We start from the raw sequence: 20,728 nt of genomic DNA on the forward strand, positions 1-20,728 counted from the left end.
GATGTCGATGCGTTCAGCGCAATTGCCGCGCTGGCGAAAGCTGCTCGAGCGCGCGGCGAATATCGCGACTGTTGAGATGAAAGGCGCCCTTGGTGGCGCCGCTTTGTGCCAGCTTTGTTTCGGCTGCAGCCGAAAACGCCGCGTGATGGGTGCAAAACCAGTCCATGCAGGCACCGGGTTCCGGCTGGATGCCGATCAGGCTGCGAAAAGCGAGCCGGTGGACAAAACATCGCCCGCCCGCCGGCCCATGTTCAAAAACCAGCGCATCGATATCGGAGCGCCAGTCGAAGGCGGGCAATAGCTCACCCGCCATGGCTAATCAGGCCGCGAAGCGACGGCTGAAATAGCCGCTGAGTGTGCCGAGCAGCGCCCAGAACACCAGGCTGGTCAGCGTCGCCACGGTGATGAAGCGATGTGAAAGCTCGGCGGGCGCCAATGCCGTTTCGCCATGCGGCGGCAACGGTGCGCCGATCAGATGCGGCAGGGCGATCAGCAGGATTGCCAGAGCCGCAGCCCAGGGCTTGCGCACCAGGAAGAGCAGGCCAAGGCCGGCCGCAGTGGCAAGGGCCGTGCCGATCCACCAGACCTGCCGGTCGAGCAATTCGGCCGCGGGCGTGCCCGGAAGCTCGGGATGGAGCCCGAACGATGGCGCCAGCATCACGGTGACAAAGCCGCAAAGACCCCAGACCAGGCCTGAGCGCCAATCGGCACCCTTGCCTGTACCCTGGCCGACAACCTGCATCAGGCCGTTCAGCACCAGCGCGAATCCGATCGCCGTCAGGATATTGGCAACCAGCGTTGCGCCATTGCGCTGCCAGCCATCGGCCGGAGCCCAGGCTTCGCCATGGTCGTGGCTGTGACCATCGGTGGCCGCAGCCGCATCGTGGCTATGGGTTTCGACGACGGGTTCAGAGACCTCGTAGACTTCGGCTGCAAGGATGAGCGGCGTTGTGCCGACATACTGCACCAAGGTGACAACAGAGCCGACGATCAGACCGACGAGCGCGGCGGTGAAGAAGAGTGAACGAAAAATCGACATCAATGCCGATCCTCAATGGCACGGGAAGGCATTGGCATGCCGCGTGTCATGGGCCGCATTGTGCAGCACTTCCATCGGCGAAAAGCCGACGAAGCCAACCATGACGAGGCCGAAAATAACGCTGAATGCCGAGGCGACGAGCGTGTTGCTGCGGATGCCGGCAGCCGATGCGCCGAGCGTGGTGGTGTGTTGAACGGACATGTTTCCCTCCGAACGATGACTGCAGAAATCGCATGATGTTCGAGGAGCGGAGAGCGGAACTATCGGCGGTCTGAAAACAAGATCACCCACAGCCTCGGTCTTCCAGACAACCCCGTCCGGCAGGCGACGACAGATGATGGCAGGTCTCCTGGCTCGCGGGTCATGACACCCGGACCGCCTTCCCGGAAAAATCCAGTGGCATTGTTGTCCGGACGTTCGCCGCTTACAGTTGCGGGGGCAGCCACGAATCGAGCCCCATCAGGGTCGTCCCTATCGTGTTCCCTATTAATCCCCGAAGCGCCGCTTCTGGGGAACCATCGCGGCCACTATCCGCGCACGATCGGGCGCTGTCAATTGTGACAACGACGGCTTCCGGCGGCAAAGCGACAACAAGACTGGATATGCGCACAAAGCGCGTCGCACCGCCGCCATCAGAGGCGCAAAGATGCGGCTGTCACCCAACCGATTGACCGTCTTATGGGTTCCTATTACCGATCCTTGGTATAACCTGTCCGAGAGCGTCAACAGGGGGATAGACTGTAATGAACGATGCCGTGGAAATGCGCCTTGAACACGTTTCCCAGATCTTCGAAACGCTTGATCCCTATCCGTTCAGGGACCGGGAACTGTCGCAGGATGCCATCGAGTACATCACCCGGCACGCAAGCCTGATGCCGAAGACGCAGCCGATCCAGATCACGGTTCATCTGCCCGAAGAATCCGCGTCGAAGGATGAGGTCCAAGGCCTTGATCGGGCGATTTCAAACTATTTCCTCTATAGTCACGGGGTCGTCGAGCACCAGTTGCGCGAGCTTCTGCGCACCGGACGACGGGCCTTGTTGCTCGGTCTCGCCGTGCTTGCCTTGTGTCTTGTCTTCGGCCAAGCCGTTTCTGCGCTGACACCCTATGGCCGGATCTCGCATTTCCTCGAAGAAGGCGCCATCATCGTCGGATGGGTTGCCCTGTGGCATCCACTGAACATCCTGCTTTACGAATCCTGGCCGCTGCGGGAACAGGCCAAGCTTCATCGCCGCTTGTCTCAGGCGCAGGTGGCCCTGCGCTTTTATCCGCCGGCACCGGACCAGTCCGCGGCAGACGCTTGATCCCTTCGCGACGGTTCGGCGCAATGGTCAGGCAGGCTGCGTTCTTGTCGCGGGCAGCGGGCAAGCGTATGTTTGGTGCGGCAAGGCTCGCAGCCCATACAGCATGCATGACGGCGCTCAACCGAGGCCTTGCGATGCGTTTATCGGTCGAACGTCGACTGTCCCCCATTTCAAACATCTGGATCAACGACACGACAGCAAAACGGAGGAGGCATACATGGCGATTTCGCGCAAACAGGAAGAGCGGTTGCTGACTGAGGAGGAATGGCATCTGGTTCAGCAGTCGCACCATCCGGCGGTTCAGCAGTTGAACGATGCCGATCTGACCAAACTGCTCAAACAGGTTCGCGATAGACGCAATCGTGCCCAGACCGAGGCGCATCGGCAGACCCGCGAATTGCGCGGCAAGGCTGCGGCGAAAGGCGCGGAACCGGTCAGGAAGGATGTCGGCACAAGGGGCAAACTGGAAATCCTGGCCATGAGCATGCGCCGGCTGAATGGCGAACACGCCCGCCGCCAGAAGATGCATGGCAAGGTGCAGCTGATCGAGAACATGCGCGCCGCCCTGGCCCTGAAGCAAAGCGCCAAGGTCGAGCGAGACGAGGCCTACAATTCCCGCCATGCGCATGCAGGCATGCGGGCGATCGAGTCCAAACGCTACAAGAGCCTTGTCCGTCCGGCAGAACGGGGACGACTACGGTCGGCTGCAGCGGTCGCACAGGCAAAGCGGGATTCCCGCAGTGCGGCGGGATGAGGTCTGATCACACATGCGGTCGGGAAAGCCGGTAGCGGACCGCCAGCCTCAATGGCGCACGGGCGGCTTTTCCGACCATTTTTGCAGGGTGGTCTTGATCAGGATAAGCGCCGCCTGCTGGGCATGATCGCGCTCGCGCGGATCGACAATTGCCGAAAGACGTCTTTCAAAGGCACGCACCGTCTCGTCCACCCAGCGATGCAGGGCGGGATCAGGATAGTTGTCGAGCAGCGAGCGGATTGCCGATTCCATCCGCCGACGTTCGATGCTCATGGATCCTCCGAAGTCATTTCGAGGAGTGCATGATGACGGCGCTGGCTTGCGCGATGCTTGAGGCGACGGTTTCAATTCGCGGCGGAGCGCGGAAAGGTGCGTGGCGCCCGATACCGCCCGCCACTATTGCACGGCGGGGATGGCCTTGAGATAGGCGGCAATCGCCTCTCTATCGCTGGCGGACAATTCGGCCATGTTCTTCTGCACCTCGACCATCGTGCCGCCGACGCTGTCGAATTCCGGGGTAAAGCCGGTTTCGAGATAGCTTGCTATATCCGCTTCGCTCCAGGATCCGATGCTTTTGCCGCCCGGCGTGATGTTGGGGATCGTGCCCTCGCCTTCCGGATTGGGGCCGCCCGCGAGCCACTGGTCGCTTCTGAAGCCGCCGAGCATATCGCGCGGGGTGTGACACTCGCCGCAATGGCCGGGGCCTTCGACCAGATACTGGCCGCGCTTGACCATATCGCTGGCGTCGGTCAACGCCACACGCGGCTGATCATCCAGATAGAGAAATTTCCAACCGCCGAGCGACAGGCGAATATTAAATGGAAACGGCAATTCATGCGCCGGCGCCACGGCATCGCTGGCAGGAAGCGTCCTGATGAAACCGAACAGATCGTTGATGTCATCCGGTGTCATGCGCGCATAGGAGCCATAAGGAAAGGATGGATAGAGATGTTCGCCCCGGCGCCCGACACCACGGGTCATGGCATCGCCGAACTCGGCAAGTGTCCAGCCTCCGATGCCGGCCGTCGGACTGCTGGAGATGTTGGGCGCATGGAAGGTGCCGAACGGGCTGTGGATCGGTGCGCCGCCCGACAGGATCAGGCGTGCATCACCGCTGCTGCCGGCCGGTGTATGACAACTGGGACAGCCGCCAGCAAAAAATACCTCGCGGCCATGCGCCAGATCCGGCTCGCCGAGCCCGGCCCAGACAGAGGTGTCCTGGCGCGCGGGTGCGGCTACGACGAGAAATCCGCCCACACCCAGAGCGCCGATCGCCGACAGGCCAACCATGCCCTTGACCCATTTCGAAACCATCCAGCGCCTCCGCAAGAACCACGTGACCCGCAACCGAGCCAAAACGGACAGTCGCCCGGCAGGTGACCCACCGGGCGCGCCAGATGCCTATTTCTTCAGGCGATAGGTCTCGTGACAGGTCCCGCAGGTCCCGCCGACAGCCTTCATCACCGCACCGACGCCAGCCTGGTCGGTCGGCATAGACGCAAGCTGTGCTTCGGCGGCTGTCACCAGCGCCATCGACTTCGACTTGAAGTCTTCCATGTTTTCCCAGATCTTCGGGCTGGCTTCCGTTTCCAGACCGGTTTCCGAGCCTGCCGGGAACTGGTCGGGGAAGGTCTTGCCGACCTCGACCATGGTGGTCAGCGAAGCCTTGACGACCTCTGCATCGAACGGCTTTTCGCCTTTCGCGATCGCCGCCAGGGCACCCATGGCGCCGCCGGTCTTTTTCATCATTTCCTGACGGACAACCTGCGGCTCACCCGCCGCGATGGCCACCGTCACGCCAAGACAGATGGCCGCAGCGGCCGTCAAAACGAGCTTCAACTTCATTCCCATTCTCCCACGGAGTTTGCCGGCGGACCGACGTTGGCTTCGAGCGTGGGGATGTTTGCAGGTTTAGACTGGCGGAATGAAGTCACAAAGCGGTGATCATACGACAGAGCGTCAATCATCTGATATTCATGACAGATCGGCCTGCACCGCAAACCAAGCGGGGCGCTCGGCGTTACCGCAGTTCATGCGCCAGGGTGAAGATTGCAGCGGCAACCAGCAACAGGCCGGCGCTTCGGCCAATGGCCTTGGTCACACCGGGATTTGCCACCAGCGCATGGCGGGCGCCGTGACCTGCGAGCGCAACGCTGCCATAGACAACGCCCTGCACGGCCATGGTCATCAGTCCCATGACAACGCCCTGCATCAGCAGCGATCCATATTGCGGCTTGAGGAATTGCGGATAGACGGCAACCACGAAGAGATAGGCCTTGGGATTGAGCATACAGGTGGCAAGGGCTTGGCCGAATGTCGACGAAAGACGCCTTGCGGCAGCGGTCTCGACGGCCCCGACGGTGATGGAACTGCGGACCAGTGACACGCCGATCCAGATCATGTAGCCGGCACCGGCGATCAGCAGCGGGGTAAAAAGCTGAGGTACCAGCGCCACCAGCGCGCCCGTGCCCAAAGTGCCGAAGACCGTGTGGATTGCGCCTCCGGCCATCATTCCGGCAGTTGCGGCCAGGCCTGCGCGCTTGCCGCCGGAAAGAGCGCTGGCCAGCACATAGATCATGTCCATTCCGGGCACGACGACGATACCCGTCAGCAGGAGAAGAAAAAGCCAGAGATTTTCGGCGTAACTCATGTCAGTATCCTCAGCACAGAATTCAGCATTGAAGCCTTTTATTTCAGATAATCAGCTTGTTATGCGCTGCATACAGCGGAGCTCCTGACAGCATTGTGTCAGGAGAGACAGAGAGGGTGACATGCGCAAGGCATCGCGGCTGTTCGAGATCATCCAGATCCTCAAGCTTTCCCGCACGGCGGTGACGGCGCAAAGCATCGCCGACCAGCTGGAAGTGACCGTTCGGTCGATCTACCGCGACATCGCCGCCCTGCAGGCGATGCGCGTGCCTATCGAGGGGGAGCGCGGTCTGGGTTACATCCTGCGGCCAGGCTTCGATCTTCCGCCGCTGATGTTCACCGTTGAGGAAACGGAAGCGATCATGCTCGGGTTGCAGATGCTGGAGCGCAGCGGCGACAACTCGCTCATGCGTTCGGCGGAATCGGTGAACCGGAAGATCGCCGGTGCCGTGCCGGAACCACTGCGGCGGAGCCTGCAATCGTCCACTCTTTATGCCTGGGGCTCGCCGCCGCAGATGCCGAAGGACTTCGAACTCGAACAGGTGCGCACAGCGATACGCAACGAACAGGTGCTGCGGATCGACTATCGAGACGATCGCGGTGAGGCCAGCCGCCGGATGATCAAGCCACTGGCGCTGATCTACTATGTGCAGACGGTCAATGTGGTCGCCTGGTGCGAGTTGCGGCAGGCGATCCGCAATTTCCGCAGCGAACGCATCGCGCAATGCGTGACGCAGGAACGCTTCTTCAAGGGCGAAGGCGACCGCTTGCGCGCCTTGTGGACGAGCGGCTGGGCGAATGCCGCTGTCAAAGCGGCATCGATTTAAAGCGCAAGCCTTCGGCTCTGTTCGCGGCCAAAGCCCTCGATCTCGATACGGTCGGGATAAAGATCGAGCACGGCGAAGGCATTGTCGAACTCGGTGTCGACCATGCCGCAGAAATTGACGAAATGCGTGGTCCCAAGCAGGCCGTAGTTGCCAGCATGATCATGGCCGCACAGATAGGCGATGGCGGCCGGCGAACCGGCCAGCATGCGCGCCATGTCCTCGGCCTGCCAGAGGCAGTGATCCGAAAATGGATAGAGCGGATAGTGGCCGAGCACGATGACCTTTTCGCCCGCCGCTTCGGCGTCTTGGAGCCGGCGTGCCAGCCAGGCCATCTGGCGTGCGCTCATGCCGCCGTTCCAGTCCATCGCATTGACGGCACCGGCCGCCTTCATGGCGGCAAGGCGGGCCTGCGCCTCGTTGCGGCGCGGATCACCTTCCGGTGGCGCAAAAAGCGAGATCTCGTTACCATCGGTGACGATCAGGCGGACACCACTGATCGCCAGGTCATGATAGGGCGCCGGCATGGCCAGTACCTGATGGATCTCGGCCAGCCGCGCGGGTTCCACCGCAAAATCATGATTGCCCGGCAGCAGGATGCGCGGATGGCGCAAGCGGTCCAGTTCGGCCAGAACCGGGGCGAAATTCTCGAAACCGCGATCGATCAGATCCCCCAGAACAACGACGACATCCAAAGGCATCGTGTTAAAGCAATCCACTGCCTGCGCGAGTTTCTCCAGGCTCCTGGCGTAGTGACGGTTCAACTGTGGATGCGGAGGCAGCATAGCATACTGCGGATCGGCAATGACGCCGATGCGCAAAGCAGGACATTCTTGCGACATATACGATTTCAACACATGCGTTTCAGTAACCGCGCTCTACACAGTCGCCGTGACAATGAGATGACATCGAAAACCCATATCTAAACTTTGGCCCAGCGCCCGAGCAATTGTTTTCTATTCCTAAAGACTTCTCTGATATTGCTTCGTGATGAATGGATCCGGTTGTGATCTGGGTTGCTATGAGAGCACGTTCAAGAAGATTCTGCTGCGTGCGCCTATTGCAACTGGACTGCTTTCTTCATGGATCAATCATTGACCGCATCGCCGCTCTCGGCCCGGCCGGATGACAAGCACGTAACACACTACGCGCGCCAGCGCTTCCACCGCGGCGTTGCCGAAGCCTTCGCGCCGATCATTCGCGGCTTTCTCCTGCCGGCCATCGTCTATTACACGCTGATTACCGTCGCGCATTTCTTCGCCGAGACAGGCACCGAACAGATCATTTTGACGGGCATGTCGCTGGCAACCGTCTTGCTGGCGCTGTTTCTTCTGCGCAGCCTGAAGGGCGACCTCGGTTACGGAAAACTGGAGCTGATCAGCCTCAGCATGCATCTGGCGATGTATGTGAATATCGTGACTTACCTTTCGATCCATTTCGAAGAACACAAGCTCGTCTACTTCGTCCTGCTGATCCTGGTCATTTCGACATCGGCCGTGAGCGCACGGGTGATCATTGTCGGCTCGGCCCTGTCACTGACGACGATGCTGTGGCTCGCCCAGAAAGCCGGGGCAGAGGTCTTTCTGCAATACGCGTTTATCGGTCTTGCCGGTGCTTTTGCCGCCCTCGGCATGGCCTGGCTGATGCGCACGGCGATCCTGAAGGCGGTCGCAGCGCGGACGATGGCCGACGACCTACGTCGCAAGGCGGAAATTCTCGCCGATTTCGATTCGCTGACCGGATTGCCGAGCCGGCGCAGTTTCTTCATTGAGCTTGACCGCGCCCTGACAAAGTCAACCGCGACGACGTCCGGTTTCTACATGGGCATCATCGATCTGGATGGCTTCAAGCCGGTCAACGATCTCTATGGTCATGTCACGGGCGACAGATTGCTGACCGAGGTCGCAGAGCGATTGCGCGCGGCCTTGTCCAATGACTGCTTCATCGCCCGCCTGGGCGGTGATGAATTTGCGCTGATCGTGCCCGACGTCTCGGGCCAGAGCGAGGTCCAGGCGCTGGGAGAGCGTCTGTGCAACGGTATGCGGGATCCGTTTGTCCTCGACAGCCTGAGCATTTCCATTTCCGCGTCGGCAGGCTTTGCCCATTGCCCGACCCATGGAAGCACGGCCAATCAGTTATACGAGCGTGCCGACCATGCCCTTTACAGCGCAAAGCGTGCGACCCGCGGCGACGTGGTGATCTTCTCGGCCAGCCATGAGGCCGCAATGAAAGATGTCGGCCGCATCGACCAAACGCTGCGCAACTGCAACCTGAACAAGGAAATGTCGCTCGTCTACCAGCCGCAGATCGATATCAATACCGGCAGGACGATCGGCTTCGAGGCGCTGGCGCGCTGGAACAGCCCGACACTCGGGCCGGTTTCTCCCTCGACATTCATCCCTGCCGCCGAGCGTTCCGGCCTGATCGAACGCATGACCTCCGTGCTGCTGCACAAGGCGCTGTCCACGGCGGCGACATGGCCGCACAATGTCAAGCTATCCTTCAACCTGTCGGCAATCGACCTCATGTCGCCTCGATCGATCAGCAATGTCGTGCACATCGTGCGCGACAGCAATATCGAACCCAACCGGGTGATCTTCGAAATCACGGAGACCGCTGTCATGGCGGATTTCGACCGCGCCCGCGACAGTCTGGAATTGCTCGCTGGTATGGGGTGCCTGATCGCGCTCGACGACTTCGGCTCCGGCTATTCGAATTTCGGCTATATCAATCGTTTCCCGCTGCACAAGCTGAAGACCGACAGGAATTTCGTGCTGCGCCTGCGCGAAGACGATGGCGTGGGCGGAAACATCCTGCGCGCCATTGCCGACCTGTCCTCGAGCCTGGGCATCGAATGCCTGGCCGAGGGTGTCGAATCAGATTTCGACCTGGAAGCCGTGCGGGCAGCCGGAATCCACCAAGTTCAGGGCTTTTACTTCGGCCGCCCTATGGCTGGCCTCGATGCGATGAACTACCTCCAGGCGGAATCGCACCGGCTGGCGTCGTAACAAACGGCTCAGCCTGGAAGCTTAGGCTGAAGCTTTGTCTGCGGCAGCAATTCGTTGGCAATCGTGATGACGATCAGCAAGAGCGGCACGGCGAGCATGGCGCCGATGGCACCCCACATCCATGTCCAGAACACGATCGCGACAAAGACCATGAAGGAATTGATTTCCAAGCGACGCCCCATCACCGCGGGCGTGACCAGGTTTTCGATGACGCCATGCACGGTGAAATAGACGATGGCCGGCAAGAGACCGATCAGAATGCTGTCATGCACCAGCAAACCGGCGACCGCCATGGACAGGGTAATCAACGTAATGCCGAGAAACGGGACAAAACTCGCGAGAAAGGCAAACAGGCCCCAGAGCAAGGCATTGCCAAGTCCGCCGACCATGGCGGCGGTGGCGGCGACAAGGGCCGAGGCGGCATAGAGGACGATGGCCGTGGCAAAATAGAAACCGAGCGCCCGTTCGATCGAGTTCAAGGTCCGGATCGCGGCCAGCCGGCGCGCCCTGTCCTTGAAGCCGATGATCAAAGCCTTTCGCAGCGACAGGCGGCTACCGAGAAAGAGCATCAGGCCACCGAAGAAAATCAATGTCTGTACCAGCGCTGGCGTGATGCCGCCGGCGACGGTCGACAGGACCGCACCGCTGTTTTCCAGCATCGCTTCTGGCGAAACCGGACCACTGGTCATTGCCTCAAGTGGACGTTTGAGCCAGGAAATCCGCTCGAGCCGCGGTATCAACTGGTCAACTGCCTGCTCGATCATGGCGGGGCCGCGACTTGCCAGATCGCTGAGCGGCGCGGCAAGGGCGCTACCGACAAATAGCAGCAGACCGGCAAACAGGCTCGACAGGATGAATGCCGTCATCATCGGGGGAATGCCGAGATTGCCCAGCTTGTCTGCCGCGAGCCCCAAAATGAGGCCGACCACGATAGCCAGCGTCAGCGGCATCAGAACTGCCGAAGCCGTATAGATTGCGGCGACACTCATGATGGTAAAAATGCCGATGACCGACCAGGCATGCGCAAAATCAAGACCGGATTTCTGCACCTTGACGCGGTGCGTCGTGTAGCGCCGCTGCTGCATGGTCCGATACGCAGCCTTTTCCATCGGCGACATGTGCGACATGGCACGCTCGTCGCTTGCCGAATTGTCTCCAGCCTGTGTCGCATCCATCGTCGTAAATCCCCTTGCGCTGCCTGCAAACGCGCGAGGCCGCGCAGGGTTCCACGAGGATGGAACAAAGTCAGGCGGCGAGCGTGATGCCGATGCCCCAGGGGTCTCTCAGGCTGTGGCCTTCCGCCGTGCGCGTCACCGGGATTTCCAGGCTTTCCAGAGTCGCGAGAACCTTGTCGAGGCTGGCCTTGTCGTTGAAATTCAGCGCGTAATCCGACAGTCCGGTCATCGCGTCCGAGCGGGCGCCGGCATTGCGACTGTTCCAGACATTGGCGGCGATGTGGTGGTGATAATCGCCGGAGGCAAAGAAGCTGGCGCCGGGATAACTCGCCATCTTCTTCAGGCCGAGAACGCCTTCGTAGAAGCGATCGGCCTCCGGTACATTGCCGACCTGCAGATGCATATGGCCGATGGCCGCATCCGGCGCCATGCCGCCCCACTCCGTCTTCGGGGCACTGTCATACAACGCCTGGAGGTCCAGGCGTTCGGTTGCCATCTGGACGGTGCCATCGGAATTATAGGTCCATTCGCCCGGCTTGCGGTCGGCGTAGATCTCGATGCCATTGCCTTCCGGGTCGGACAGATAGATCGCCTCGCTGACCAGATGGTCGCTGGCACCGTCAAGCCGGATATGGCGATGGGCGGAATGGGCGAGCCAATGGGCAAGCTCCTGACGGCTGGGCATCAGGAAGGCGGTGTGAAAGAGACCAGCGGCATTGCGCGGCGCACGCGCCACGTCGCCGCGCGTGGTCAAGGTCAACAGCGGCTTTCCGGCGACACCCAGAACGACGCCGGAAGCGCTCTTTTCGATCACCGAAAGGCCGAGTATCGTCTGATAGAAATCACTGACGGTCGCAAGGTCGGTCACCACCAGATGGGTCCGCCCGACATGCACCGGACGAGTGAGGGCGAAACTGTCGTCCCTGGCTGCAGCGACATCGGTCATGGTCATGGCTCCTATTTCCGTCCGCTCTCTGTGGCGTGATGGGACCTATATGCTCCCTCTCGGTCGTTCACGATAGATGACTTCTTTTCGACTTATCGTTCGACATTTGTTGACGATGGCGCGACGTCAAAATTTGATCCTGATCAATGCGGCTTTCAGGTCGCGGGACCATTGTCAGCGCATCGAGTGGAAACGCCATTGAAAGGCGTCGCGATAAAGGAGACCATGATGTATAAGAAGATCATTGTACCGGTAGACCCTGCGGCGCTCGACAAGGGAGAGAAAAGCCTGCGCAAGGCGGCATCGCTTCTGGATGCCGGCGGCGAGATCGTGCTTCTGACCGTTGTCGAGGATCTGCCCGGCTACCTGGCGATCGACGTGCCTGTGGACCTAATCGAAGGCGCGATCAAGGATGCGAAGGCACAGCTGGTCGAGTTGAAGGAAAAGACCGCGATCGCGGCGAGGATCGAGATCCGCTCCGGTGCCCCGGCCCGCGAAATCCTGGCCGCATCCGAAGATCATTCGGCGGACCTGATCATCGTCGCTTCGCATGTTCCTGACTATTCGAACTACTTCATCGGCGCGACCGCAGACCGGGTTGTGCGCCACTCGAAGGTCTCGGTCCTGGTGGACCGCTGACACAAAGCACAACAACAAGAAAGTTCGGAGGACGCCCATGGATATCGCAGGCTACGAACGCATCCTGACCAAGCGGAAGGCGGAGATCGAGGCGCGGCTGACCAGGATCGATGACGACCTTGGCCAGCAGCGCAGCGCAGACAGCGAAGAGCGGGCAACCGAAACCGAAAATGACGAAGTGCTGGAGGAATTCGGCCAGGTCGGGGAAGCGGAGCTTCGCGCCATAGATGCAGCGCTCAACCGGATCGATGGCGGAACCTACGGCACCTGCGTGACCTGCGGACAACCGATTTCGGCAGCGCGGCTTGCCGCCGTGCCGCACACGCCGTTCTGCCAGGAATGTGCCGCCGGGCGACAGGGCCGATAACACCCCGGCGCGCGTTCGAGCGCAAAGTCAGCTTGGACACTTGAAAGGCCGGAGCGAAACGCTCCGGCCTCTTTCCGTTTGACGGGTATTACTTCTTGCGCATGGCCTCGGCCAGCGCCGCGCCGAAGCCGCCAACGGAGGGCGTTTCCGGCTTGGGCGGCTTGGCATTGGCGTGGCGCATGGCGTTGGCGTTGCCGCGCGTATCGCCACGCGGAGACGGTGCCTGGGCTTCGCCGCCATCCTTGCGCATGGTGAGCGCGATGCGCTTGCGCTTCACATCGAACTCGACGACACGGACCTTGACCACGTCGCCGGCCTTGACGACCTCATGCGGGTCCTTGACGAAACGATCGGCGAGCTGGGAGACATGCACCAATCCGTCCTGATGCACGCCGATATCGACGAAGGCGCCGAAAGCGGCAACGTTGGTCACCGTGCCTTCCAGCGTCATGCCGACCTTGAGGTCGGAGATCTCCTCGACACCATCGGCAAAGGTGGCCGTCTTGAAGCTCGGCCGCGGGTCACGACCCGGCTTTTCCAGTTCCGCCAGGATGTCCTTGACCGTCGGCAGACCGAACTGCTCGTCGATGAACTGCTTCGGATCGAGCGCCTTCAACGTGGCGCTGTCGCCCATCAGCGTGCGCAGGTCGCGACCGCAGGCAGCGACGATCTTCTTCGCCACGCCATAGGCTTCCGGGTGGACCGAAGACGCATCGAGCGGTTCCTTGCCATTGGGGATGCGCAGGAAGCCGGCGCATTGTTCGAAGGTACGGGCGCCGAGGCGGGCAACCTTCAACAGGTCCTTGCGGCTTTGAAACGGGCCGGTCTGGTCGCGGTGGCTGACGATCGCCTCGGCAATCGAACCGCCGAGGCCCGACACGCGGGCAAGCAGCGGAGCGGACGCCGTGTTGAGATCGACGCCGACCGCATTCACCGCGTCTTCGACAACGGCATCGAGCGAGCGGCCGAGCCTGCCCTGGTCGACATCGTGCTGGTACTGGCCGACGCCGATCGATTTCGGCTCGATCTTCACCAGTTCGGCCAGAGGATCCTGCAGGCGCCGCGCAATCGAGACGGCACCGCGCAGCGACACGTCGAGATTGGGGAATTCCTTGGCGGCGGTTTCCGAGGCCGAATAAACCGAGGCGCCGGCTTCCGAGACGATCACCTTGGTCGGCTTCGGTGCGGTCGCCGGGAACTGGGCCAGCATGTCGGCGACCAGCTTTTCCGTCTCGCGGCTGCCGGTGCCGTTGCCGATGGCGATGAGTTCGATGTTATGCTTGCGGATCAGCGAGGCCAGTTCGACCTGGGCACCCCGCACGTCGTTGCGCGGCTGGAAGGGATAGACGGTCGAGGTGTCGAGCACCTTGCCCGTGCCGTCGACCACGGCGACCTTGACGCCGGTGCGGATGCCCGGGTCGAGGCCCATGGTCGGACGCGAGCCGGCGGGAGCGGCCAGCAGCAGGTCTTTCAGGTTGCGGGCGAAGACATGGATCGCCTCTTCCTCGGCCCGTTCGCGCAGGTCGCGCATCAGGTCGAGCGACAGCGATACCGAGAGCTTCACCCGCCAGGTCCATCCCGCGACATCCATCAGCCACTTGTCGGCCAGGCCTTTGGCGGCAATGTCATAGGCGGCTGAGATCGTGCGCTGCGACGGCTTGACCGGAGACGGATCGTCGCGGTCGACCTCGATGGAAAGCGTCAGGAATTCCTCGTTCCAGCCACGCAGCATGGCAAGCGCCCGGTGGCCGGGCACCGTTGCCCAGCGTTCGAAATGGGCGAAGTAGTCGGCGAACTTTTCGCCCGCCGCCTCCTTGCCCTCGACCACCTTGGAATAGAGGATCGCACGCGCCTTCATGTCATTGCGCAGCCGGCCGAGCAGATCGGCATTTTCCGAGATCAGTTCCGCAACGATATCGCGGGCGCCTTCCAGCGCTGCCTTCACGTCCGGTACATCGTCGGTGATATAGGCGGCGGCTAGTGTCTGCGGGTCGGCGGCACGATCGGCCCAGATCGCGTCGGCCAGCGGCTGCAGGCCCTTTTCGCGAGCGATCTCTGCGCGGGTGCGGCGCTTTGGCTTGTAGGGCAGATAGATGTCTTCCAGCTCGGCCTTGGTGGTGACCATGGCAATCTTGCGGGCCAGTTCGTCGGTCATCCTGTCCTGCGAGGTGATGCTTTCGACGATCGCCTTGCGGCGGGCGGCCAGCTCGCGAAGATAGATCAGCCGCTCGGCGAGATTGCGCAACTGCGTGTCATCCAGACCGCCCGTCACTTCCTTGCGGTAGCGGGCGATGAAGGGAACAGTCGCGCCCTCGTCCAATAGACCGACCGCCGACACCACCTGATCGGGGCGGGCATTGATCTCGGTCGCAATCAGGGCTGCAATGGATTTGATGTCGTCGGCCATGGGAATTCTCCAGTCTTTCAAGCGGCGACCATAGTCGCGACAGCCGGGAAGGCAACAAAGTGCTCTACCCCTCCACAGGATTGCGGCAGTTCCGGGTTTTTCCTTGACCTTTGCCCCCTTCCCCCTTAACCGCCGCCTATCCAAGACAATCGGAGAGCGGGTTATGAAGGTTCTGTTGATCGGTTCGGGCGGACGCGAACATGCGCTGGCCTGGAAAATCGCCCAGTCTCCCCTGCTTTCCAAACTTTACGCTGCTCCCGGCAATCCGGGCATTGCCGAGCATGGCGAACTGGTCTCGGTCAATGTCGATGATCATGCCGCCGTCATCGCGTTTTGCAAGCAAAACGCCATCGACTTCGTCGTTGTCGGACCGGAAGCGCCGTTGGTTGCCGGGCTCGCAGATGCGCTGCGCGCCGAGGGCATTGCTGTCTTCGGGCCGTCGGCCGCCGCCGCCCAGCTCGAAGGCTCCAAGGGCTTCACCAAGGACATCTGCGCCCGCTTCAACATCCCGACCGGCGCCTATCAGCGGTTCAACAATGCACCGAAGGCCAAGGCCTATGTGCGCGAACAGGGCGCGCCGATCGTCATAAAGGCCGATGGCCTGGCCGCAGGCAAGGGTGTGACGGTCGCCATGACCGTCGAGGAAGCGCTTGCCGCCATCGATGACTGCTTTGAAGGCGCGTTCGGTGCTGCCGGCGCGGAAGTCGTGGTCGAAGCCTATCTCGACGGCGAGGAAGCGAGCTTCTTCTGCCTGTCCGACGGCAAGACGCTCTTGCCGCTTGCCACCGCCCAGGACCACAAGCGCGTCGGCGACGGCGATACCGGCCCGAACACCGGCGGCATGGGCGCCTATTCGCCCGCCCCTGTCATGACAGCCGACATGGTCGAGCGGACGATGAAAGAGATCATCGAGCCGACCATGCGCGGCATGGCGGAACTCGGCATGCCGTTTTCCGGTGTGTTCTTCGCCGGCCTAATGATCACGGCAAAAGGCCCGGAGCTGATCGAATACAATGTGCGCTTCGGCGATCCGGAATGCCAGGTGCTGATGATGCGGCTGAAGAGCGATCTGCTGTCGATCCTGTACGCCTCGGCCACCGGCACGCTGGACCAGGTTTCGGCCGAATGGAGCGACGACCCGGCGCTGACCGTGGTGCTGGCCTCCAAGGGCTATCCGGGCAGCTATGGCAAAAACACGCCGATCACCTCCATTCCGGCGGCATCCGAAGGTGCGAAGGTCTTCCACGCCGGCACCGCCTTGCAAGACGGCCGGCTGGTTGCGACAGGCGGCCGGGTGCTGAACGCGACGGCGACGGGCAAGACCGTCGCCGAGGCCCAGGCTGCGGCCTATGCGCTGGTCGATGCGGTCTCGTGGGACAACGGTTTCAGCCGCCGCGATATCGGTTGGCAGGCAATCGCACGCGAGAAAGCCTGACCGAAGCGTGACACCCGTCGCGGTCTGCTGGAAAATTGCGCATTCGTTCAAATTTTACCATTCCCCCTGACCGGATCGAAAGAAAGCGGCGCTAGGGTCCTCGTGAACAATCCGAGGAATACGAGATGCGCAAGTTTCTTTTGACGGCCCTGATGCTTGCTGGCACGAGCTCCGCTTTTGCCTCGTCGATCGAGGTCGTCAGCGGCTCGCCGAACCAGGCGCACAGCATCACGGCGATTGCCTGCCCGAACTGCCCGCCGCCGCAGGTCAAGAAAGACAAGTACGCCTATCAGGTGCCGAGCGTTCCAAGCGGCTCGCAAACCGCGGAAATCCTTGATATCGACGGCGAGAAAAAGCTGAAGCGGATTGAAAGCTGGCTCGGCGGCTCGCCGGTCGTGATCATGAGCTCGGCAGACGGCTGGTCGACCAATGGCTCGGTGGTCATTGCCGGCAATGCTCCGGCTGCCGGCCAGGTCGATCATGAGGCCACCACCGCAGCCGTCAATGTCGCACCGCCGGCCAATGGCAAACTCGATCTCGATACGGCCAATTTCGACCTGCGGCTGAAGTAACCACCTCGCCATTTCCTGCCCAAATTCAGCCGCACGATCCAGGCTGAGCGGGCTGCCGCGCGAATGCGGACAAACGCTCCGGCATGCCCGGAGCGTTTGCGTTTTGCCATTCATACCCTCAGTCTCAGAGACTTCACGCAAAATGCTTGCACACATGCGCATGAACGCATCGGTACCTATTAGTTTATTAATGTTTGAAACGTAGTTTTACCTTCGATGCAATGCAGCATCGGCAGCGAGACAAAGCAGCCTCCGTCATCATCGACCTTGAGCGGGCACGGCGGACAAAAGCTCTCAATTCCGATCCTGCGAGGGTTTATGAACCGCCTCAAGATTTCCATGCAGCTGATGCTGCTTGTCGGCGGCCTGATGGCCGCCTTTGCCATTGCCACGTTTTTCCAGGTAAAGGCGTCTTCCGACGCCATCTATCAGCAGCGCTATGAATTGCTGCGGACGCAGGTCGAGACGGCGATTTCCGTCATGAAGACCTATGACGACCGGGTACAGTCCGGCGAACTCTCGCTGGATGACGCCAAGGCACAGGCTTTCGCGACGTTGAACAAGATGAAATTCGAACCCGATGGCTATTTCTTCGGCTACGACTATGACGTTGTTCTCGTCTTCCACCCGACATCCAAATCCGTTGGTCAGAGCAGCAAAGGCAAGGGCGACCCGACCGGCTATGCCTATCGCGACGAGCTGGTCAGGCTTGGACAGAATGGTGGCGGCTATGTCGAGTTCATCGGTCCGAAGCCCGGCCATGATCCGAACGACTACAGCTATCCGAAAGCTGCCTATGGCAAGACCTTCGAGCCCTGGAAGATCGTCATCATCACCGGCCTCTATACCGACGACCTGAAAGCCGAAGTGCGTGCAAACGTCATGCAGACCATCGGCATTTCGCTCGGGATCCTTTTGCTGGCGCTCGGCGCGGCATTCGTGGTGGTGCGCGGCATCACCAAACCCCTCAATGCCATCCATGCTGCTCTTGAAGCCGTGGCCGAAGAAAATGTCTCCATCGCCATTCCGCATACGGACATGCGCAACGAAATCGGCATGATGGCCAATGCCACAAGGGCGCTGCAGGAGAAGATCCGCGAACGTCATGCGCTGGCCAAGCGCCAGGAAGAACAGCAGCGCGAAATGGACGGCGAGCGGCAGCACAACGCCGACATGCAGGTCGCCGAAGCGCAGCAGCAGGCGCACGTGGTCAGCACCATCGGCGCATCGCTGGTCAAGCTTGCCGAAGGCGATCTCACGGTTCGCTGCAACGACCTCGGCCCGAAATATGCTACCCTGCGCGAAAACTTCAACGAAGCGCTTGGCCGTCTCGAGGAAGCCATGGCACGCGTCAACCTGAAGGGCAACGACATTGCCGTCAGCAAGGAAGAGATCCGTCGGGCATCCGGCGAACTCGCCACCCGGACGGAGCGCCAGGCGGCCAATCTGGAAGAGACCTCGGCAGCGCTCGACGAACTGACCGTTGCCGTTCGCCAGACAGCCGACGGCGCCCGCGAGGCGGCCAGCCGCGTCGGCAGCGTCTCGACCGAAGCCCGCCAGAGCGACGCGATCGTATCGCGCGCCATCGAGGCGATGAGCGGCATCGAAAAGTCGTCCGAGGAGATCACCAAGATCATCGGCGTGATCGACGAGATCGCCTTCCAGACCAACCTTCTCGCCTTGAACGCCGGCGTCGAGGCGGCACGTGCCGGCGAAAGCGGCAAGGGCTTTGCCGTGGTTGCCCAGGAAGTGCGCGAACTGGCCCAGCGTTCAGCGGCAGCCGCCAAGGAGATCAAGGACCAGATCGCCCGATCGTCTGCCCAGGTCGAACAGGGCGTGCAGCTCGTCGGCCAGACCGGAGAGGCCCTGAAGCGCATTTCCGACCAGATCGCCAGCGCCAACGACATCGTCTCGAAGATCTCGCACAGCGCCCAGGAGCAGGACACGACCCTGCGCTCGATCTCGTCGTCGGTGAACCAGCTCGACACCGCCACCCAGCAGAACGCCGCGATGGCCGAAGAGACCACGGCATCGGCGGAGGTTCTCGCCAACGATACCGGCGATCTTCTGGACCTGATCCGCGGCTTCCGCACATCCGGCGCCAAGGCAGCTCAAGGCCATCAACCGATGCGCATGGCGAGCTGAGCCAGCCGCATATCGATGACAGATACAAACCGCCGGAACGATCCGGCGGTTTTTGTTTATGCGGCTATCTCCGCAGCGACCCGGGCAACCAGGGCCTCGATCTCCCGGTCCGAAAAAACCGCGATACCGGCCGCCTGCATCAGCGCCGCCGTGACACCGTTGCCGACATGGCGCTCGCCGGCGAAAGAGCCGTCATAGATAAAACCGGAGCCACAGGACGGGCTGCCATCGATCAGGAGCGCATAGCGGCAGCCCTGCGCTGTTGCGAACTCGACCGCCTTGCGGCCTCCTTCGAGGAATTGCGCCGTGACATCGCCACCGGTGATTTCGACGACCCGCGCGCGTCCGGCCATCACATCGGTACCGGTCAGGCCATGCTCGATCTCGGCCGGCGGACGCGGCGTCGACATGCCGCCAGCCTGTTCGGGACAGAAGCCGACAAGCCGGCCCTCGGCCTGCCAGCGGGCGATGGCCGGATGATCGAGCCGCTTGCCCTTGCCATCGTAGCGCACCGGGCGGCCGAGCAGGCAGGCACTGATGAAGATCTTGGAGGACAAGGGAGACATGGGGAACCTGGGTGCTATTCGTCCAGTTGCTGGCTGATATCGGCACGCCCATGCAGAATACGAGCAATCTCGACTGCGCCATCGGGTATAATGAGGTAAAATATCAAGTGAACTCCGGCGCGGTGGCGGCGATAACCACTCTTGATCCAACCGACATCCCGGCCGGCAAATGGATGGGCGGCGATCCACTCGATAGCATCCAGCAACGCCTGTAGATAGGCTTCGGCCTGTATGTGCGACCACTGTTCTTCCGAATAGCGGCCAATGTCGCGAAAGTCTCGTTCAGCGGCCGGACGTAACCGAACCTCAACCACGCTGTTTCCGGTCCTCCCGCACAGACGCCATCAAGGCATCGCGGTCGTACGGCCGGGACGGGCCGCTTTCGTCGCCCTCGATCAAGGCCTGTCTCAGCCATTCGAGCTTGTCCTGCTCCTGCTTCAACAGCCGCAGCCCCGCCTCGACGACCTCCTGGGCGGAGCCGAACTGGCCGCTCTCCACCTGTGCGTCGACGAAGCGCTCCAGGGGCTCGCCCAATGTGATCTGAACCGACTTGTTCATCCATGCTCCTGTGCGCCTAGGACCGGTGTTGCCAGATCATACTACAAGGGATGGGTCGATACAAAAAGCCCCGCCGAAGCGGGGCTTGTCGGTCAGCCGGTGATCCGGGAGAAGTCGGCGACGGTGCCCGTCGCCTCGCGGATCGCTTTCAGAAGCGCCAGACGGTTGGCACGGATGGCGGCGTCCTCGTCGTTCACCAGCACGTCCTCGAAGAATGTGTCGACCGGCGCACGCAGCGCAGACAGCGCCTGCATGGCGGCACGGAAGTCTTCCTTTGAGACCGCCTCGGCCGCAGCCTTGGTCGCCTCGGTGACGGCGGCAAAGAGCGCCTTTTCGGCAT

Annotated in this window: 24 protein-coding genes and 1 riboswitch; of the genes, 9 read left to right on the forward strand and 15 right to left on the reverse strand. The window is 61.5% G+C overall.

What is annotated here, in order from left to right; genetic code table 11:
• Window positions 1-13: 13 nt before the first annotated feature.
• The 3 genes from PDO_RS17100 to PDO_RS17110 are packed head-to-tail and all read right to left on the reverse strand — an operon-like array spanning window position 14 to window position 1,240.
• Window positions 14-313: a hypothetical protein gene (locus PDO_RS17100; protein WP_007604778.1), complete on the reverse strand. Its 300-nt coding sequence runs from the start codon at window positions 311-313 to the stop codon at window positions 14-16.
• Between the two features lie 6 nt (window positions 314-319).
• Window positions 320-1,039, reverse strand: a complete 720-nt coding sequence (locus tag PDO_RS17105) for a CbtA family protein (RefSeq protein ID WP_007604780.1) — start codon at window positions 1,037-1,039, stop codon at window positions 320-322.
• Between the two features lie 12 nt (window positions 1,040-1,051).
• Complete coding sequence (locus tag PDO_RS17110) at window positions 1,052-1,240, reverse strand: CbtB domain-containing protein (protein ID WP_007604781.1); 189 nt, start codon at window positions 1,238-1,240, stop codon at window positions 1,052-1,054.
• Between the two features lie 121 nt (window positions 1,241-1,361).
• Window positions 1,362-1,572: riboswitch (cobalamin riboswitch) on the reverse strand.
• A 210-nt stretch (window positions 1,573-1,782) separates the two neighbouring features.
• Here PDO_RS17110 and PDO_RS17115 point away from each other — a divergent pair.
• Window positions 1,783-2,343: a hypothetical protein gene (locus PDO_RS17115; RefSeq protein WP_007604782.1), complete on the forward strand. Its 561-nt coding sequence runs from the start codon at window positions 1,783-1,785 to the stop codon at window positions 2,341-2,343.
• Between the two features lie 217 nt (window positions 2,344-2,560).
• Entirely contained in the window at window positions 2,561-3,097 is a 537-nt protein-coding gene (locus PDO_RS17120; RefSeq protein ID WP_007604784.1) for a hypothetical protein, read from the forward strand.
• A 48-nt stretch (window positions 3,098-3,145) separates the two neighbouring features.
• Here PDO_RS17120 and PDO_RS17125 read toward each other — a convergent pair whose 3' ends face one another.
• From PDO_RS17125 to PDO_RS17140, 4 genes are all read right to left on the reverse strand, one after another.
• The gene (locus PDO_RS17125) at window positions 3,146-3,370 is read right to left on the reverse strand and encodes a hypothetical protein (protein ID WP_007604790.1); all 225 of its coding nucleotides are present in this window, start codon (window positions 3,368-3,370) and stop codon (window positions 3,146-3,148) included.
• A gap of 123 nt (window positions 3,371-3,493) precedes the next feature.
• Window positions 3,494-4,411, reverse strand: a complete 918-nt coding sequence (locus PDO_RS17130) for a c-type cytochrome (RefSeq protein WP_007604791.1) — start codon at window positions 4,409-4,411, stop codon at window positions 3,494-3,496.
• A gap of 87 nt (window positions 4,412-4,498) precedes the next feature.
• Window positions 4,499-4,942, reverse strand: coding sequence for a c-type cytochrome (locus tag PDO_RS17135; RefSeq protein WP_007604792.1), 444 nt, complete (start codon window positions 4,940-4,942; stop codon window positions 4,499-4,501).
• A gap of 175 nt (window positions 4,943-5,117) precedes the next feature.
• Entirely contained in the window at window positions 5,118-5,747 is a 630-nt protein-coding gene (locus PDO_RS17140; RefSeq protein ID WP_007604793.1) for a LysE family translocator, read from the reverse strand.
• Between the two features lie 121 nt (window positions 5,748-5,868).
• On the opposite strand from PDO_RS17140, the gene PDO_RS17145 reads away from it, so the two are divergent.
• Entirely contained in the window at window positions 5,869-6,573 is a 705-nt protein-coding gene (locus PDO_RS17145; protein ID WP_007604794.1) for a helix-turn-helix transcriptional regulator, read from the forward strand.
• Here the strand turns inward: PDO_RS17145 and PDO_RS17150 are convergent.
• Complete coding sequence (locus PDO_RS17150; protein ID WP_007604795.1) at window positions 6,570-7,412, reverse strand: metallophosphoesterase; 843 nt, start codon at window positions 7,410-7,412, stop codon at window positions 6,570-6,572. The two genes, PDO_RS17145 and PDO_RS17150, sit on opposite strands and share 4 nt — an antisense overlap.
• Window positions 7,413-7,652: 240 nt before the next feature.
• Here PDO_RS17150 and PDO_RS17155 point away from each other — a divergent pair, with 240 nt between their 5' ends.
• On the forward strand, window positions 7,653-9,578 hold the full coding sequence (locus tag PDO_RS17155; protein ID WP_007604796.1) for a putative bifunctional diguanylate cyclase/phosphodiesterase: 1,926 nt from the start codon (window positions 7,653-7,655) through the stop codon (window positions 9,576-9,578).
• A gap of 8 nt (window positions 9,579-9,586) precedes the next feature.
• Here PDO_RS17155 and PDO_RS17160 read toward each other — a convergent pair whose 3' ends face one another.
• Both PDO_RS17160 and PDO_RS17165 read right to left on the reverse strand, forming a co-directional pair.
• On the reverse strand, window positions 9,587-10,753 hold the full coding sequence (locus PDO_RS17160) for an AI-2E family transporter (RefSeq protein ID WP_007604797.1): 1,167 nt from the start codon (window positions 10,751-10,753) through the stop codon (window positions 9,587-9,589).
• Window positions 10,754-10,823: 70 nt separating this feature from the next.
• On the reverse strand, window positions 10,824-11,699 hold the full coding sequence (locus tag PDO_RS17165; RefSeq protein WP_007604798.1) for a VOC family protein: 876 nt from the start codon (window positions 11,697-11,699) through the stop codon (window positions 10,824-10,826).
• Window positions 11,700-11,927: 228 nt separating this feature from the next.
• Here PDO_RS17165 and PDO_RS17170 point away from each other — a divergent pair, with 228 nt between their 5' ends.
• Both PDO_RS17170 and PDO_RS17175 read left to right on the forward strand, forming a co-directional pair.
• Window positions 11,928-12,338: a universal stress protein gene (locus PDO_RS17170; RefSeq protein WP_007604799.1), complete on the forward strand. Its 411-nt coding sequence runs from the start codon at window positions 11,928-11,930 to the stop codon at window positions 12,336-12,338.
• 37 nt (window positions 12,339-12,375) lie between these two features.
• Entirely contained in the window at window positions 12,376-12,705 is a 330-nt protein-coding gene (locus tag PDO_RS17175) for a TraR/DksA family transcriptional regulator (protein WP_007604801.1), read from the forward strand.
• A gap of 88 nt (window positions 12,706-12,793) precedes the next feature.
• On the opposite strand, the gene PDO_RS17180 is transcribed toward PDO_RS17175, so the two are convergent.
• Entirely contained in the window at window positions 12,794-15,112 is a 2,319-nt protein-coding gene (locus PDO_RS17180; protein ID WP_007604802.1) for a Tex family protein, read from the reverse strand.
• Window positions 15,113-15,275: 163 nt separating this feature from the next.
• On the opposite strand from PDO_RS17180, the gene purD reads away from it, so the two are divergent.
• The 3 genes from purD to PDO_RS17195 all read left to right on the forward strand — a co-directional run bounded on the left by purD (window position 15,276) and on the right by PDO_RS17195 (window position 19,264).
• Window positions 15,276-16,547, forward strand: coding sequence for a phosphoribosylamine--glycine ligase (gene purD, locus PDO_RS17185; RefSeq protein ID WP_007604804.1), 1,272 nt, complete (start codon window positions 15,276-15,278; stop codon window positions 16,545-16,547).
• A 125-nt stretch (window positions 16,548-16,672) separates the two neighbouring features.
• Window positions 16,673-17,119, forward strand: a complete 447-nt coding sequence (locus PDO_RS17190) for a plant virulence effector HPE1-like domain-containing protein (RefSeq protein ID WP_007604806.1) — start codon at window positions 16,673-16,675, stop codon at window positions 17,117-17,119.
• Window positions 17,120-17,437: 318 nt separating this feature from the next.
• Entirely contained in the window at window positions 17,438-19,264 is a 1,827-nt protein-coding gene (locus PDO_RS17195; protein WP_007604808.1) for a methyl-accepting chemotaxis protein, read from the forward strand.
• A gap of 56 nt (window positions 19,265-19,320) precedes the next feature.
• Here the strand turns inward: PDO_RS17195 and PDO_RS17200 are convergent, their stop codons facing one another.
• From PDO_RS17200 to PDO_RS17215, 4 genes are all read right to left on the reverse strand, one after another.
• Window positions 19,321-19,830 (reverse strand): 2-thiouracil desulfurase family protein, encoded by a 510-nt coding sequence (locus PDO_RS17200; RefSeq protein ID WP_007604810.1) that lies wholly within the window; start codon window positions 19,828-19,830, stop codon window positions 19,321-19,323.
• Window positions 19,831-19,844: 14 nt separating this feature from the next.
• Window positions 19,845-20,144, reverse strand: a complete 300-nt coding sequence (locus PDO_RS17205) for a type II toxin-antitoxin system RelE/ParE family toxin (RefSeq protein ID WP_007604811.1) — start codon at window positions 20,142-20,144, stop codon at window positions 19,845-19,847.
• Window positions 20,137-20,388, reverse strand: a complete 252-nt coding sequence (locus PDO_RS17210; protein WP_007604812.1) for a type II toxin-antitoxin system ParD family antitoxin — start codon at window positions 20,386-20,388, stop codon at window positions 20,137-20,139. The genes PDO_RS17205 and PDO_RS17210 overlap by 8 nt, the downstream gene beginning before the upstream one ends.
• Before the next feature lie 92 nt (window positions 20,389-20,480).
• On the reverse strand, window positions 20,481-20,728 hold a 248-nt coding region (locus PDO_RS17215; protein WP_007604813.1), incomplete at its 5' end, for a DALR anticodon-binding domain-containing protein.

Source organism: Rhizobium sp. PDO1-076 (assembly GCF_000247475.1).
GTDB lineage: Bacteria > Pseudomonadota > Alphaproteobacteria > Rhizobiales > Rhizobiaceae > Allorhizobium.

Excerpts from the sequence above, each read along its gene's own strand:
- PDO_RS17100 (WP_007604778.1), bottom strand. The coding sequence starts at position 313 with ATGGCGGGTGAGCTATTGCCCGCCTTCGACTGGCGCTCCGATATCGAT.
- PDO_RS17105 (WP_007604780.1), bottom strand. The coding sequence starts at position 1,039 with ATGTCGATTTTTCGTTCACTCTTCTTCACCGCCGCGCTCGTCGGTCTG.
- PDO_RS17110 (WP_007604781.1), bottom strand. The coding sequence starts at position 1,240 with ATGTCCGTTCAACACACCACCACGCTCGGCGCATCGGCTGCCGGCATC.
- PDO_RS17115 (WP_007604782.1), top strand. The coding sequence starts at position 1,783 with ATGAACGATGCCGTGGAAATGCGCCTTGAACACGTTTCCCAGATCTTC.
- PDO_RS17120 (WP_007604784.1), top strand. The coding sequence starts at position 2,561 with ATGGCGATTTCGCGCAAACAGGAAGAGCGGTTGCTGACTGAGGAGGAA.
- PDO_RS17125 (WP_007604790.1), bottom strand. The coding sequence starts at position 3,370 with ATGAGCATCGAACGTCGGCGGATGGAATCGGCAATCCGCTCGCTGCTC.
- PDO_RS17130 (WP_007604791.1), bottom strand. The coding sequence starts at position 4,411 with ATGGTTTCGAAATGGGTCAAGGGCATGGTTGGCCTGTCGGCGATCGGC.
- PDO_RS17135 (WP_007604792.1), bottom strand. The coding sequence starts at position 4,942 with ATGAAGTTGAAGCTCGTTTTGACGGCCGCTGCGGCCATCTGTCTTGGC.
- PDO_RS17140 (WP_007604793.1), bottom strand. The coding sequence starts at position 5,747 with ATGAGTTACGCCGAAAATCTCTGGCTTTTTCTTCTCCTGCTGACGGGT.
- PDO_RS17145 (WP_007604794.1), top strand. The coding sequence starts at position 5,869 with ATGCGCAAGGCATCGCGGCTGTTCGAGATCATCCAGATCCTCAAGCTT.
- PDO_RS17150 (WP_007604795.1), bottom strand. The coding sequence starts at position 7,412 with ATGTCGCAAGAATGTCCTGCTTTGCGCATCGGCGTCATTGCCGATCCG.
- PDO_RS17155 (WP_007604796.1), top strand. The coding sequence starts at position 7,653 with ATGGATCAATCATTGACCGCATCGCCGCTCTCGGCCCGGCCGGATGAC.
- PDO_RS17160 (WP_007604797.1), bottom strand. The coding sequence starts at position 10,753 with ATGGATGCGACACAGGCTGGAGACAATTCGGCAAGCGACGAGCGTGCC.
- PDO_RS17165 (WP_007604798.1), bottom strand. The coding sequence starts at position 11,699 with ATGACCGATGTCGCTGCAGCCAGGGACGACAGTTTCGCCCTCACTCGT.
- PDO_RS17170 (WP_007604799.1), top strand. The coding sequence starts at position 11,928 with ATGTATAAGAAGATCATTGTACCGGTAGACCCTGCGGCGCTCGACAAG.
- PDO_RS17175 (WP_007604801.1), top strand. The coding sequence starts at position 12,376 with ATGGATATCGCAGGCTACGAACGCATCCTGACCAAGCGGAAGGCGGAG.
- PDO_RS17180 (WP_007604802.1), bottom strand. The coding sequence starts at position 15,112 with ATGGCCGACGACATCAAATCCATTGCAGCCCTGATTGCGACCGAGATC.
- purD (WP_007604804.1), top strand. The coding sequence starts at position 15,276 with ATGAAGGTTCTGTTGATCGGTTCGGGCGGACGCGAACATGCGCTGGCC.
- PDO_RS17190 (WP_007604806.1), top strand. The coding sequence starts at position 16,673 with ATGCGCAAGTTTCTTTTGACGGCCCTGATGCTTGCTGGCACGAGCTCC.
- PDO_RS17195 (WP_007604808.1), top strand. The coding sequence starts at position 17,438 with ATGAACCGCCTCAAGATTTCCATGCAGCTGATGCTGCTTGTCGGCGGC.
- PDO_RS17200 (WP_007604810.1), bottom strand. The coding sequence starts at position 19,830 with ATGTCTCCCTTGTCCTCCAAGATCTTCATCAGTGCCTGCCTGCTCGGC.
- PDO_RS17210 (WP_007604812.1), bottom strand. The coding sequence starts at position 20,388 with ATGAACAAGTCGGTTCAGATCACATTGGGCGAGCCCCTGGAGCGCTTC.